Origin of the sequence: Spirosoma endophyticum, from assembly GCF_900112365.1 — a bacterium.
Classification (GTDB): Bacteria; Bacteroidota; Bacteroidia; order Cytophagales; family Spirosomataceae; genus Spirosoma; species Spirosoma endophyticum.
Genome location: NZ_FOLQ01000019.1, coordinates 53,423 through 67,480, shown reverse-complemented (window position 1 = coordinate 67,480; position 14,058 = coordinate 53,423). Strand labels below are relative to the sequence as shown.

The window sequence follows — 14,058 nt, the reverse complement described above, 5'->3', positions numbered from 1 at the left end:
ACTACGCAGTTTCATAGGTTCAATAGCCCCGTCCCAACTCTACCGCATTTTCCAGCGGCTCCCCAGCGCGTAAATGACTGAAATTACGCAGGAACTGCTTCATCTTCCCGGCATCTTCCTGGGGCTGTCCGCCGCCCGTATGTTGCGTCAGTAAAACGTTCGGCAATGTCCAGAGCAGATTGTCGGACGGGATGGGTTCTTTAGCCGTTACGTCGAGTACAGCACCGGCTAGTTTTCCCGCTTGCAGTGCCTTAATTAAGGCCGGCTCATCGGTAGTTGTGCCCCGCCCTACATTGGCATACAGGCTACCGGGTTTCATCGCGCCGATCAAATCAGCCGAGTAGAACCCAACCGCCGTACCGGGCAGGCAATTGATCACAATATCCGTTTGCGGCAACACCGCTTTCAACTGATCCGCAGTATGTAAATCGGCATGAAGATCGGTCCGGGCCAGCATCTTTATCTCGCAGTTGAAGCCTCTCAGCATTTGGCGCATGGCCTGCCCAATGGTACCCGTCCCCAGAATAACCACCTGCTTGTGACGTAGTGAATCCATACGCTCCCGGATAGGGGCACCCACCCACTCCGACCGGCTTTGCAGCACCGCCAATTCGGGAATACGTCGGTACATGGCTAAAATTCCCGCCAGCATGGTTTCGGCGCAGGGCCAGGCAAAGTAATCGCCCATGTTGGCAATGGAAGCCGTTAGCTGCACATGCTTGTAGCCATCGAATCCGGCCGAATCCAACTGCCAGAATTTTAAATTCGGCAAAGGGTCGGTAAACCAGGTAGCGGGCGGATTTCCCAGCACCAGCTCTGCGGACTGAAATTCGGCCTGCTGCTGATCGACGGGAAGGTCATGCCGAAAAACGACTGTTAGCTCCGTTGGAAGTTGTTGCTGGAGTTCAGCTTTAAGCGAATCGTTGAGCGCACTATTAACAAAGAGTTTCATTCTATTTCTACGAAAAATCGACCAGTTTGGTTGCGTTTATTAACGTAACGCGGCTGGAACGCCAGCCCGGTGGAACGCTAGCCCCGTGGAAAGCCGCGTTACTATTTACTTCCCTCCTTTCAGTTGGCCCAGGAGCCAGGCGGTCATCTTTTCGGTTTGTTCTGGATAGGTCCAGTGACCGGTGTCCTTGTAGTACGTGTCAAGCATCTTGGGGCCAGGGATGACGTTATAAGCCGCATACATGGACGTGGGCGGGCAGGTTTCGTCGTTGAAGCCCCACGAGTAGTAACCCGGCACGTTCACCAAACGCGCGAAGTTTACTACGTCATAATAACCCGTCGTTTTGATCCGATCGGGTTTGTTATTATAATCCAATTCTTTACCTACGAACAAATGCGGCCAGCCGCCCGCCCGACCGTTGAGGTAACCCGTCACATCGCACAGCGCCGGGTAATAAGCACCCAGCCACTTGATTCGGGAATCAAGTCCGGCGGTAACGATACTCAGCGCCCCCCCCTGACTTCCGCCCGTAACGGCCATATTCTGCCCATCATACTGCGGCAGGCTAGCCAGGAAATCCACCGCCCGTACGCAACCTAAGTAAACCCGTTTGTAGTAATACCGATCGCGGTCGTCGAGGTTAGCCGCTGGATAGCCACTCAAAGGGCCCCGGCTGAGGTTGTCATAGACTACAGGGTCCATCGTAACCGGCACACCATGAATGCCCACTTCGAGCGTAATGAAACCCTTTTCAGCTTCGGCAATCATCCCATTGTAGGGCCGCACACCAGCCCCCGGCACACGCAGAATCGCGGGATATTTTCCTTCTTTTTTCGGAACACACAAAATACCGTAGAAGCGGGAATTATTAATATTTTGCAGATTGAGGTGATAAACGTTGGTGAGTTCGGTGCAACGTTCCGGTAGCAACGTCATTCGCGCATCCATCGGAATCTTGGCCAGATCCGCTTTGGCATTGTCCCAGAATGCCTTAAAATCGGTGGGATTAGTAACGGTTGGCTTGATGGCCTGCGGCTCAAATCCCGCTGTTGTCAGACCCCGATACTCTTTACCATCCAATTCAACGGTAGCAATGCAGCGCAGAAAACCTGCCGTCTTCATGGTGCCACCGTCTATCGCTACTATACCATCGGGCAACGTAACGGTTTCTTTTTTGGTAGGCTGCATCTTCTCAGGACCAATCTCGTAGCGTAGTTTAGCGCCCTTCAGCAATACGTTGCTTCGGTAGACTGATACGTTGAATTTAACCGGCTCCCCCGTTTTATATACCCAGTCGGCATGGTCGGGCGTGACAATAACTTTAATGAAACGCTCGACGGGTTGAGCCAGCACCTGACTAACCCAGATCAGCAGCAGACTGGAGAAAAGTAGTTTTTTCATGGAATGAGAGGGACAATTTGGTCTTCATTCAGAGAAAGCAACTTCCACCGAAATTATAATCAGCCGTATAGATCTGCTTTTGATCTGCTCCCGAATTAATACCAATGCAGCTTAAAAGTAACTCAGTCAATCAGTGCTGGCGTCTGAACGCGCCGGTTTGGTTGCATATTCACAATGCACCGAATAAGTAACGTCAGCGGGAAGACCACATCGAAGCCGCCGGGTATGTTCGATAAAAAAATCCCGAGCAGAATCAGAACCGACGTAAGGCCAAAATACAGGGTCCGGCGCCGGGCGGTAACTTTCGAACTGGTTGCCCAGAAAATCAGGGGCAAGTGTAGAGGCATCGAATAGAGTAACGTTGGATTCCAACCCGTAACACCATCATCCCGAATCATCCAAAGCACGAACAGAAACCAACCCAGAAAGCCTACGATGCCAAACAGAAACCGGTCGAACCAGCGATCAACTTTCCCGGCGACCATGTACCGCCGAATCGTGAACAGCGCTACAATAATGCCCAGGATTGTGAAGACTACATCGGGGTCGAAGAAGAAGGGAACCTGCTGACGAAATAGTTTCTGAGCCGCAAAAATCGTTTGCTCACTCTGAACCAGTGGAACCGTTTGTCCATTGGCCTGTAGCAACGTAGCACGGGCTAACTGGTCGTGCAATTCATTGGGCAGGTACATGGCCCGCCAGCCATCGGTCTGCTCGTCGGCTGGCTGCCCAATCGCCAGGTTCATGCCCAATTGATACCAGGGACGCTCATTCAGATACTCATTCATCAGATCGCGGTACGACTTGCCGGTCATGCGCGAACGGGATGGAATGGTCAGGCTATCACCACAGGCGTCGACAATCATGTCGCGGGGACGAGTCGAGCAGTTGTCATAATAGAACTTATACCGGTATTCGCGATTCTCGGGTAAGTAGTTCTTCTCCAGAGCGGCAAACAACCGTTGCCGCTGGGCAGGGGAAAGATTCAGCGACTGTTCCCGAATACTCCGGTTCGTCTGCTGATAGTAATACATGACCTGGTAGATGTTGTAAACCGCGACATGATACGGCAACGTACCACGTAAGAATTTAAGAATAAACCCGTCAGCGCTGTAGTCGAAGCCGCCATAGCTGTAATCCCGATCAATGCCAAGGGCAGGATCAACAAGCCGTATTTCGGTATGACCAAACACCGACGAAATGTCATCATCACCGGGGCCGTACGTAATCAGACTCATCCGCGCAGCAGGCGACAGCGTTTGGCTAACGGGTATACTTTGGGCGACTGATGAATGAGTAGTGAAGAATGAAGAATGAAGAATAAAGAGTAAAACAAATAACCCTTTGCCCCATGCCCCACACCCTTTGCCCTTTGCCCCATGCTCCTTGCCCCTTGCCCCTACCCAATTACTCATCGTCTTCATTGTCATCACTGTCGTTGTCATACACTCGTTTAGCTTTTCCCCGGCTCGGTTCTTTTCCCTGTACACAAACGACAAGTTCACCCTTTATCGTTTTTTGAGCAAAATACGTAATAAGCTCCGACAACGGACCCCGTTGGTTCTCTTCAAACAGTTTGGTCAATTCACGCGATACGCTGGCAGGCCGTTCAGCCCCGAACGTATCCGCAAACTGTTGAAGGGTTTTGAGTAATCGATGGGGCGATTCGTAGAAAACCATGGTTCGCTCCTCCCCCGCCAGCTCAGCCAATCGGGTCTGGCGCCCTTTTTTATGCGGCAGAAATCCCTCGAACGTAAACCGATCATTGGGCAAGCCCGAATTGACAAGGGCTGGCACAAAGGCCGTCGGGCCAGGCAGGCACTCCACCTGAATATTGTTTTTGATACACTCGCGTACCAGTAAAAAACCAGGGTCTGAGATTCCCGGCGTTCCGGCGTCTGACACCAAGGCCAGCGTTTTCCCTTCTTTCAACTGGGCCACCAATCGCTGTACGGTCTGATGTTCGTTGAAAATATGGTAGCTGTGCAGCGGCTTACTGATGTTAAGGTGACGTAGCAACACGCCCGACGTGCGGGTATCTTCGGCCAGAATCGCGTCTACGCTTTGCAGGATTTTAATGGCCCGTAGTGTAATGTCGTCAAGATTACCGATGGGCGTCGGCACGAGGTACAATTTCATGACGCAAAACTAGTCAATAGTCGTCAGTCATTGGTCAATAGTCATCTTCTCCGTACTGATGACTGGCACTATTGACTAACCAACTTATCTATCTGAGCCGCCAGTTTATGGTCTTTTTCGGTCACTACGTTACCGGCATCGTGCGTAGACAGTTTAATTGTCACTTGGTTATACACATTCGACCACCAGGGATGATGATCCATCTTTTCGGCAGCGAGGGCCACGCGGGTCATGAAGGCAAAAGCCTCACTAAAATTGGCAAACGTAAACTCGCGGGTAAGTTGATTGTCCTGTTCCTGCCACATAAAAATAGTCGTTAGTCAATGGTCAGCAGTAAACAGTGAAGTGGAGGGTACTGTTTACTATAAGGCCAAATAAAAATGCGTAACCAGCTTTAAATAAGTTGGTTACGCATCATTTAAGCAGAGAGCGAGGGATTCGAACCCCCGGTACCCTTGCGAGTACTTCTGATTTCGAATCAGACCCATTCGACCACTCTGGCAGCTCTCTATTTGTTGGTCGTACGTCCGCTTATGAGCGGTGCAGAGAGGAAGAGATTCGAACTCTCGATACAGTTTCCCGCATACACACTTTCCAGGCGTGCTCCTTCAACCACTCGGACACCTCTCTAGTAAAACTACCCATTTGGTTGATTAACAGGCAGTTAATTATTTCTATTTGCGCGTTTTTTTAGAACTTTTGTTCGTAGATTATAATAAAATACGAGCGTAACCGCAAACCGGAACGCGAAATAACAAGAAGAGAATTAGAAAAGCAAGGACTAGGTTGGAAGAAAAAATGTAGTTGTTACTAACTTATTGGAACTGAGGAGATAAACGAAAAGCCTATACCATTACCTGATCGTTCATTTCACCACTTTGCGAGTGGGCTAGCAGTGCTCGCAATCTTGATGGGTTGCTTTCGCCACCCAGAAACACCATGAGTTTGGTAATGGCCGCTTCTGTTGTAATGTCGGCTCCACTTACTACACCGATTTGCTGAAGTTCTTTGCTGGTCTGATATTGGCCCTGCGTAACGCGACCGCCCTCACACTGGGATACATTAAAGATCATTACCCCACGATCAATAGCCTCCTTGATTGTGTCTAGAAACCAGCTATCGGTAGGCGCATTACCCGCCCCAAACGTTTCGAGTACCAGGCCCCGCAGGTTTTTTAGGTTAACAATGGATTCAACCACTGGCTGCGTGATGCCTGGAAAGAGTTTTAGAATCGTTACGTTCGTATCCAGAGTAGTACGTAGTGCCAGGGGCTGAGCTGGTTGATACGGACGAATGAATGGTCGGTTGTAGTCGATACTGACGCCAGCGGTGGCCAGATGCGGGTAGTTTTCCGACGTAAACGCGTTGAATTGAACGCTCTCGTGCTTGGTAGAACGGTTGCCTCTCAGCAAAAATGAATTGAAATAAACGCAAACCTCCGGAACAATCGGGCGACCTTTTTTCTGGTCTCCAGTAGCAGCCGAATCCACAGCGGCAGCGTCCACGGCGGCCGAATCCACGGCGGCCGCAATTTCAAGCGCGGTAATAAAATTTTCGCGGGCGTCGCTACGTGCTACACCAATGGGTAATTGCGCGCCCGTCAGAATAACCGGTTTATTCAGGCCAACCAGCATAAAACTAAGTGCCGACGCCGTATACGCCATCGTATCAGTACCGTGTAGAATGACAAAGCTGTCATATTGCTCGTAATTCTGTTGAATGATTTGTGCCAACTCGACCCAGATGGCTGGTTTCATGTTCGACGAATCAATGATTTCGGGCAACGTGAGCATGGTAATCTCAAAATCCAGGCGGTGCAATTCGGGCAGACGATCCAGTACGCGCTCGAAATCGAAGGGAATAAGCTGATTGGCTTTCTGGTCATAAACCATACCTAAGGTACCACCGGTGTAAATGACCAAGACCGAAGCGCGCGGGCGATTCAGAATACTTGGGTTAATGTAAACTGTCTTGTAAGGCATCGGTATGTACGGGTTTCAGCCCGTAATTTTTGTCAAAAGCAACATGGGCTGAAGCCGAATGCGGCTCGTTCCCTGGATATGTCAATCCGGTAATAAATTCGCGTAAAGGGCTGGTAGTAAGGATAGCGCGTTGGCGGTGGTATGGCGAGCTACGTCGTCCAGGCTAATCTGTTTTAGATCGGCAATGCGTTGGGCTATGATTTGTACGTAAGAAGGTTCGTTACGTTTCCCCCGATACGGCACTGGTGCGAGGTAAGGAGCGTCGGTTTCGAGCACCAGTTGCGCCAGGTCAACGTGCGGCAGAACAGTGTGTAAACCGCCGTTTTTAAACGTACTAACACCTCCAATACCGAGTTTGAACCCTAAGTTAATAGCTCGATTAGCTTCGTCGAGCGTACCCACGAAACAATGAAAAATACCCGTTAGCCCGGGTAGTGCCAATTTCTCAATGAGGTCAGCCGCTTCGGAAAAGGCGTTTCGATCGTGACCGGAACGGGTATGCATCGAAACGGGTAACTTCTGTTCTGCTGCCCAACGCAACTGCGTTTCGAAGGCGACGAACTGCTGATCCACAAAGCTCATATCCCAGTAAAAATCCAGGCCGATTTCGCCAACGGCCATAAACGCATGGCGACTTAATTGGTCTTCCACATTCGCCAGTTCATCCGCAAACGTATCGGTAACGTAGGCTGGATGCAGGCCCATCATCGGTAGGCAGCGTTCCGGGTATTGTTCGGCGAGAGCCATCATGCCGGGCACGGTTTCACGAGCGCAATTAGGCATCCAGATCTGGCTTACCAACTGTGTTTCAGCGCGATGCAGCATTACGTCCCGGTCGTCGTCAAACTGGTCGTCGTAAATATGGGCGTGGGTGTCGATAAAAGTCATAAGCTGGTAGTCGTTAGTTAATGGTTGTAGTCGTCAGCGAAAAATTGCTATTAACCAACGACTGGCAACTGTTGACTAGTTATATTTCCTTCCTTTCCAATCAATGGGCGTGGGTAAAAAGTAATAAATAACCGATAGCGGCCCGATAATGAGTTGGTAAATCTCGAATAGCAACGCGTAAGGCCATAAGTTGGTTTGCCGCAGTCGGCCTGATCCGAATGAAATGACCAGCGTTTGAATGAACAATTTCACTACGTATAAACCAACGGCCAGCACGGGCGAGAACCAGGCCAGCAGCAACAATAGCGGCACCGCCAGGTATTGTGCATACAGTGAAACAACCATCCAGACAGGTAAGCTCATCGCACCACGCATCCAGCGTTTACGTTGTTGCAGGAACGCCCGGAACGTATCGACCGGCTTAGTGTGCGCCAGCACCTGCTCACTCAGCAAATTTCGAAAAGCATATCCTTTTGCCACAATTGCCTGAAACAGTATATAATCCTCAACCACTGAAAACGGCAGCGATTCATACCCGCCAACGGCCTCATAAGCCACCCGACTGACAGCCATATTGTTGCCCATAGCGGTAACGGGAACGCCCATACTACTCATCAAATGCGTCAGGGTGAGGTTATAAAGCCAGTCGATGGTCTGAAGTTTGTGAAAGAGTTTTGGGCCCATGGGCAACGTAACGCCCGTAACGATACCAACCGATTCCATAAACTGACGGCTCATTTCGGTGAGCCATTCGGGCGTCACCTGCGTATCGGCATCCGTGAAAAAGAGAAACTGGCCACGCGCCACGTGCGCTAACTGCGCCAGTACGTTGGCTTTACCAATCAGGCCTATCCGACTTTCGTTTATTGTAACCAGTTGAAAATTCGGTTTGTCAGCGATAAAGTCGGTTATAAGGGAGCCGGTTCGGTCGGTAGACTGGTCATCGCCAATCAGCACCTCAACGGCATCAGACGGGTAATCAAGCTGGGTTATGGCCTGCACGCAATCAAGAATAGTCGCTTCTTCATTGCGTGCGGCAATCAGGATACTGATCTGCGGATAATCCCGGTCTGACCGATGCGCGGCTGGTTGGTCAGTAGCCAGCATAGGTAGGCTGCGGAACAGACCGAAATGAGTAGCCGCGATCAGAAAAATAAGCCAGCATCCGCGGCAACACGTAGCGCATCGTCGGCCAGGCTTTCAAACTATCGTGGAAGACGACGATGGAACCCGGTTCGGTGTATTGAATGGTTTTACGCAAACACACATCAGCGGGCAATTTACGGTCAAAATCACCGGTCAATACGTCCCACATAAGAATTGAGTAATTTTCCAGCACCTCCGCCACCTGCGACTTTCTAATCCGGCCATAGGGTGGCCGAAACAGGGACGTTTCAACGCCTAACTGCGCCTGGCATTTTTGGATATTTTCCAGATAGATCGCATCGTCCGTTTTCCAGCCGTTCAGGTGATTGAACGTATGATTCCCGACCATATGCCCCGCTTCGAGCACTTTATACAGAATGTCCCGATGTTTCTGAACATTATCGCCAATGCAGAAAAACGTAGCCTGTGCCGCAAATTTGTCCAGTTGCTCCAGCACAAATTCCGTCACGTCCGGGATTGGCCCATCATCGAACGTCAGATAAATCGTTGGTTCGACTCTATCTTCGATCTTCCACCAGAACTCGGGGTACACCGTTCGGAGCAAAAAATTGGACTTATGGAGAAAGAATGACAAAGGGATGTATGATTTATGATATAGGATATATGGTATAGGATGTACTCAAAACGCACACATCTTATACCATATATCCTATATCAGTTAAGATTTCGTCCTTTCCATTCATAGCCTTTTCCCTGAGCGGCCAGCCCGAAGAAAAGTACATAGAGCGGATAGATCAATTGGGTCAATGGAATGACGCCTACGGACGATTTTTTTTGTAAAAAAACAAGAACTTGACGTAAAAACAAAAACTCCGGGATGGCTTTCAAGCCAATAACGAAAAGACCCATATTTCCGTTTAAAAATCCTAGTAACCAGCCAGCCATCGCCACAACTGGAGCCGCGTTACTCAGGAAAACAAACACCGCCAGCAGCGAGGGCAAATAGCTTTCGTAAGCCTTCCACTTACTGGCCCATCGTTTCCGCTGGTTATAAAATGCCGCCCACGACTGATGCGCCTGTGTTCTGACAATTGCATCAGGACTTTTCAGGAATTGAACGCCATCTGGATAGCGAGCCGCAATTTTATGCATCAGAAATTCATCGTCGCCCGACGCCAGATGATCGACTCCGGAAAAACCGCCCACTTCGCTAAATACTTCTTTTACGTAGCAAAGGTTGGCCCCGTTGCACATGGTTGGGTAGCCAAGGGCCAGCGTACAGGCACCGGTACCGATCAGGCTGGAAAATTCGACCGTTTGTAACGAATCAACGATGCTACGTTCGGCGGTAAAGGTTACAGGGGCCGAAATCAGTTTTGCCCCTGTCTTCTGGTAGAAAGCAGCCAGGGTAGCTAGCCAACGTGTACCCACCCGACAGTCACCATCGGTCGTAACAATTAGATCACCAGTTGCCAGCGCGATACTTTGCGTGATTGCCCGCTTCTTGGGCGACGCCGTTCGCTCGTTGGTTAAGGGCAGAGGATGAAGGGCAAAGGGAGCCTTTCCAGCGTATTCTGTAACGATACGGAGCGTATCATCCGTGGATGAGTCGTCAGCAACAATGACCTCAAAACGAGCGTAAGTTTGCTCAGTGAGGTCATTCAATAAGTTTGCGATGTTGTTAGCTTCGTTACGGACAGGGATAATGACCGTAATGTATGGACCGTTAGGCAGACTGGCTCCGGCATTAAACGAAGGCATTCGTAACCAGGTAACCCAGAGCGTTAGTGTAAACAGCGCATAAAGCAAACTGACTGCCAGTAAAAAAATAGTCATTAAAGTCATTACTATACAGTCGTCACTTCTTACTTAATAGCCTACCAGCCCCCCCCTATCGACTGTTGACTGACAACTATTGACTAATCTTCAGTTTCCAGACCCAAATAAGTCCTACCAATACAGGTGTCAATACGTTGGCGATCCAGAGCGTCAGCGTTGCCGTAATCAGTATTGGAGCTTGCACGCCAAACGGAGCAAAAACCCAAAGCGAAGCTGCTTCCCGAACACCCAAATCGCTAAGTAAGTTGAACGCTGGTGTGATGGTTTTCGCCAGAAATACCAAGCCAATGCCCGACGCCGAAATATCCAACGGCAAGGTTATTCCCACCAGACGCATCGCCAGATAGAATTGTATCAAAAAAATAACGTAGCGCAAGCCAGCAACACTGAGCGCCAGCCCAATTTCTTTATCCGAATAGAGTCCCGCTACGTTCCAATATTCCGAAAATTGGTTCAGGCCCGGACGCTTTTCCAACCACCTGACAAGCCGTCTGCGTACCAGCCCGAATCCCACACCACCTAAAGACAGAATCGTGAATAAAACCAGCAACCATTGGCCAGTCGGTGTCGCTCGCTCTGGGACAACGGTCAGGTGATGCGCCCAGGCAACTGCTCCAAAGACCAGTGCGACATAGAACTGCATGCCGCCCGACACCAGCGACGCGCCAACGGCCTCAGCCCGGTTAGTACGTAACGAGAGCACCCGACCGGCTGTATCGCCCAATTGCGCCGGTAACGCAAACCCCAGCGAAACACCCGCCAGCACCCCTCGGTAGGCATCCCAAAAGGAGGTTTTCTGAACACGCTGGAGCAGGATTTGCCATTTTAAAGCTTCCAATCCCCAGTTAATGGGCGTAAGCACCAAAAGCGTTATGGCCCAACGCTCCGGGTGATCGACTGTTTGCAGTTGCGTGCGCACCGTTGTCCAGTCGAACTGCTGTTGCCGAAGTACATAGCCGATGTAGGCAATAAGGCCGACAAAAACGGCGATTTTACCCCAGAGGATGATTTTTTTACCTGGTTTCAGCGACAAAACAAATGAGAACACGTTACTTTGTATAAGAGCCTACTGCCCCACCCTAATTATGATTGTCGCGCCAAATTTATCTGCCATCACCAAAGAAAAAATCATTCTCGGTGTCGATCCCGGAACACAAGTTGCCGGTTACGGCATCATTTCGGTGAAAGGGGGCGTCATGAGCATGATGCAATACGGCGTCGTTCAGTTGACCAAATATAGTACGTATCAACTTAAGCTCCAGAAACTCTACGAAACCATTGTGCGGCTGATCGACGAATATCACCCCGATGAGATGTCGATTGAAGACCCGTTTTTTGGCAAAAACGTGCAGGTAATGCTCAAGCTGGGCCGGGCGCAGGGCGTCGTGATGGCAGCAGCTTTATCACGCAATATCCCCATTGTGGAGTATGCCCCCCGACGTATCAAACAGTCGGTAACGGGCAACGGAAACGCAACGAAAGACCAGGTGTCACAGATGGTGGGGCATCTATTAAAAGAAACGTTAGATCCTAAATTTTTCGACGCGACGGATGCGCTGGCGATTGCCATTTGCCATCATTTCCACGAGAATGCCCTTCCTGTTGCCCCCGGCAAAAAGACTAAAAAAGGTGCCTGGGGAGCGTTTGTCAGCGAGAACTCGGGGCGAATTATGTAAGTCGCCCCTTCTATTCACCGACACATTCTGCCCATCAACCGCAATTCAACGTAGCGACAAAGTCAGATTAGCTGATTCGGGAGTAACTTTCTTCCATGAATAATCGGTTTACGCAAGTCGCGATTCACCTGCTCAGTTGCCTGGCCTTTCTCAGCCTGCCCTACGTTCTGGCGGAGGATGGTTTTTCAAAGCTGGCGGAACTACCCGTCAATCCGCATGAGCAGCGTAACCTGGTGTCGTATCTGCTGACGATTGCCTTTTTCTATACGAACTACTACGTCCTGATTCCGAAGCTTTTTTTTAAGCGGAAGTATTTTCTCTATGGTCTCTACTCAGTAGGCTGTTTTTTGCTCATTGACGGCACACTTGTTGTCATCAATCGCCAGGGAAGGGATCAGCCAGCCATGCGTCAGGGTCCACCGCTATCCTTAGAAAAAATGGACCGGATGCCGCCACCGCCCTTTGCAGGCGAAGATCGGCCACCGTTCCCGCCAGGTCATTTCCCAGAATCGGGTTCTCAACGGTCAGGATTACCGTCAGAACTGAGCCAGACTTTTTTCCTGACACTGGTTGGATTCCTGTTAGCCCTCGCGCTACGTATCAACAACCGATGGCGCGAAACGGAACGCGAAAAAATCCAGACCGAACTATCCTATCTGAAAGCCCAGATCAATCCTCATTTTCTGTTCAATACGCTCAATAGTATCTATTCATTGGCCATTATCGAATCGCCACCGACGGCTGACGCCATTGTCAAACTGTCTTCGTTTCTGCGCTACGTGATACAGGAGTCGCAGAAAAATCAGGTGTCACTACGTAATGAACTGGAATACATTGGTCAGTATATTGCTTTGCAACGACTGAGGCTGGGCGAAACGGCACAGATTGATTTCACGGTTGAGGGGCATGCGAATGGCAAACAGATTGCGCCCCTTCTGCTGATTTCATTTATCGAAAATGCGTTCAAATACGGGGTTAGTCCCGAAGAACCGTCGGCTATTCAGGTCAGTATCTCTATTCAGGATAATGGCCTGCGCTGCTACGTAGCAAATAAAAAAGTACGGGTGTTTCAGCCAACGGCGGTTGCCAGCGGCATTGGTTTGACCAATACAAAAGCCCGTCTGCAACTCTTGTATCCAGATCGTCATCAACTGATTATCAGCGACAAACCAGCTAGTTTTACGGTCGATTTATCCATTACCCTGTCATGATCCGCGCCATTGCTTTAGACGACGAGCCCCCTGCTCTCCGCGTGCTTTCGCACTTCTGCCAGCAGGTGAATTTTATCGATCTGCAAAAGACATTTACGCGTACCGACGAGGCACTTCGGCATCTGGAGCAGTTCCCGACTGATCTCCTGTTTTTAGATATAAATATGCCCTCGATGTCAGGGATTGATTTTTACCGGGTCACCACGCAAAAGCCTTCAGCACAGCCATTAATGGTCATTTTCACCACCGCCTACGCCGAGTTTGCCGTGGAAGGCTTTACGCTCAATGCCGTCGATTATCTATTGAAACCCTTCACGTTCGAGCGGTTTTTGCAGGCCGTTAACAAAGCCGAAGGTTTCCATCAATGGCAGCAACGGACCGATAAAACTGACGAAACGTATCTATATGTCCGGGCTGATTACAAGTTATATCAGGTACCGCTATCCGATATTTTGTACATCGAAGGCCTGGATGACTACCTCAAAATTCATCGTCAGAGCGATAAACCTATTGTTTGCCGCATGACCATGAAAGCCATGCTGCAGCAACTTCCTGAAACTGGCCGGGCCACCGAGCGATTCATTCGGGTGCATCGGTCTTACATTGTGCCGCTCAACCGCATCGAAGCCGTACAGAGCAAGACGATTCTGCTGGCAGGCCGCGAGATTCCAATTGGCGCTAGTTACGAAGCCGATTTCTTTCGGCAGTTTGGTTTGTAGTTCGGTTTTCACGTCAACACGCAGTGTTTGATTAACCGACACAATTGGGCTGTTTACCTCAAAACAACCTCAGCGGGCAACGATCTGTACCCGGTCGTCGTAATGACTGGTATACAACGTAATCTTAATGCCTACTAACTAATA

The 14,058-nt window shown here is 50.0% G+C and carries 14 protein-coding genes and 2 tRNA genes; 3 read left to right on the top strand and 13 right to left on the bottom strand.

The genetic code is table 11. From position 1 onward, the window contains the following. Positions 1–19: 19 nt before the first annotated feature. The 13 genes from BM202_RS28835 to BM202_RS28775 form a co-directional block, all read right to left on the bottom strand. Positions 20–952: a D-2-hydroxyacid dehydrogenase gene (locus tag BM202_RS28835; RefSeq protein WP_093832747.1), complete on the bottom strand. Its 933-nt coding sequence runs from the start codon at positions 950–952 to the stop codon at positions 20–22. Between the two features lie 105 nt (positions 953–1,057). After that, the gene (locus BM202_RS28830; RefSeq protein ID WP_093832745.1) at positions 1,058–2,353 is read right to left on the bottom strand and encodes an acetylxylan esterase; all 1,296 of its coding nucleotides are present in this window, start codon (positions 2,351–2,353) and stop codon (positions 1,058–1,060) included. Between the two features lie 122 nt (positions 2,354–2,475). After that, positions 2,476–3,798, bottom strand: a complete 1,323-nt coding sequence (locus BM202_RS28825) for an Lnb N-terminal periplasmic domain-containing protein (protein ID WP_245776827.1) — start codon at positions 3,796–3,798, stop codon at positions 2,476–2,478. Beyond that, entirely contained in the window at positions 3,761–4,492 is a 732-nt protein-coding gene (rsmI, locus tag BM202_RS28820; protein ID WP_093832741.1) for a 16S rRNA (cytidine(1402)-2'-O)-methyltransferase, read from the bottom strand. The genes BM202_RS28825 and rsmI overlap by 38 nt, the downstream gene beginning before the upstream one ends. 68 nt (positions 4,493–4,560) lie before the next feature. Further along, the gene (locus BM202_RS28815; RefSeq protein WP_093832739.1) at positions 4,561–4,797 is read right to left on the bottom strand and encodes a 4a-hydroxytetrahydrobiopterin dehydratase; all 237 of its coding nucleotides are present in this window, start codon (positions 4,795–4,797) and stop codon (positions 4,561–4,563) included. Between the two features lie 118 nt (positions 4,798–4,915). Beyond that, positions 4,916–5,002 (bottom strand) — tRNA-Ser (locus tag BM202_RS28810). Positions 5,003–5,035: 33 nt separating this feature from the next. Then, positions 5,036–5,122 (bottom strand) — tRNA-Ser (locus BM202_RS28805). 215 nt (positions 5,123–5,337) lie between these two features. Continuing rightward, on the bottom strand, positions 5,338–6,474 hold the full coding sequence (locus BM202_RS28800) for an asparaginase (RefSeq protein WP_093832737.1): 1,137 nt from the start codon (positions 6,472–6,474) through the stop codon (positions 5,338–5,340). A gap of 81 nt (positions 6,475–6,555) precedes the next feature. Then, entirely contained in the window at positions 6,556–7,362 is an 807-nt protein-coding gene (locus BM202_RS28795; protein ID WP_093832735.1) for a TatD family hydrolase, read from the bottom strand. A 75-nt stretch (positions 7,363–7,437) separates the two neighbouring features. Then, positions 7,438–8,469: a glycosyltransferase family 2 protein gene (locus tag BM202_RS28790; RefSeq protein WP_093832733.1), complete on the bottom strand. Its 1,032-nt coding sequence runs from the start codon at positions 8,467–8,469 to the stop codon at positions 7,438–7,440. Further along, a complete protein-coding gene (locus BM202_RS28785) occupies positions 8,456–9,103 on the bottom strand; it encodes a polysaccharide deacetylase family protein (RefSeq protein WP_093832731.1) in 648 nt (215 codons plus the stop codon). Before BM202_RS28785 ends, BM202_RS28790 begins: the two co-directional genes overlap by 14 nt. A gap of 80 nt (positions 9,104–9,183) precedes the next feature. Further along, complete coding sequence (locus tag BM202_RS28780; RefSeq protein WP_093832729.1) at positions 9,184–10,305, bottom strand: glycosyltransferase; 1,122 nt, start codon at positions 10,303–10,305, stop codon at positions 9,184–9,186. A gap of 76 nt (positions 10,306–10,381) precedes the next feature. Next, on the bottom strand, positions 10,382–11,341 hold the full coding sequence (locus BM202_RS28775; RefSeq protein WP_093832727.1) for a lysylphosphatidylglycerol synthase domain-containing protein: 960 nt from the start codon (positions 11,339–11,341) through the stop codon (positions 10,382–10,384). A 52-nt stretch (positions 11,342–11,393) separates the two neighbouring features. Between BM202_RS28775 and ruvC the strand changes: the two genes are divergently transcribed. From ruvC to BM202_RS28760, 3 genes are all read left to right on the top strand, one after another. Continuing rightward, the gene (gene ruvC, locus BM202_RS28770) at positions 11,394–11,984 is read left to right on the top strand and encodes a crossover junction endodeoxyribonuclease RuvC (protein ID WP_093832726.1); all 591 of its coding nucleotides are present in this window, start codon (positions 11,394–11,396) and stop codon (positions 11,982–11,984) included. Positions 11,985–12,079: 95 nt separating this feature from the next. Next, positions 12,080–13,195 (top strand): sensor histidine kinase, encoded by a 1,116-nt coding sequence (locus tag BM202_RS28765; protein ID WP_093832724.1) that lies wholly within the window; start codon positions 12,080–12,082, stop codon positions 13,193–13,195. Continuing rightward, on the top strand, positions 13,192–13,914 hold the full coding sequence (locus tag BM202_RS28760) for a LytR/AlgR family response regulator transcription factor (RefSeq protein WP_093832722.1): 723 nt from the start codon (positions 13,192–13,194) through the stop codon (positions 13,912–13,914). The genes BM202_RS28765 and BM202_RS28760 overlap by 4 nt, the downstream gene beginning before the upstream one ends. Positions 13,915–14,058: the final 144 nt, after the last annotated feature.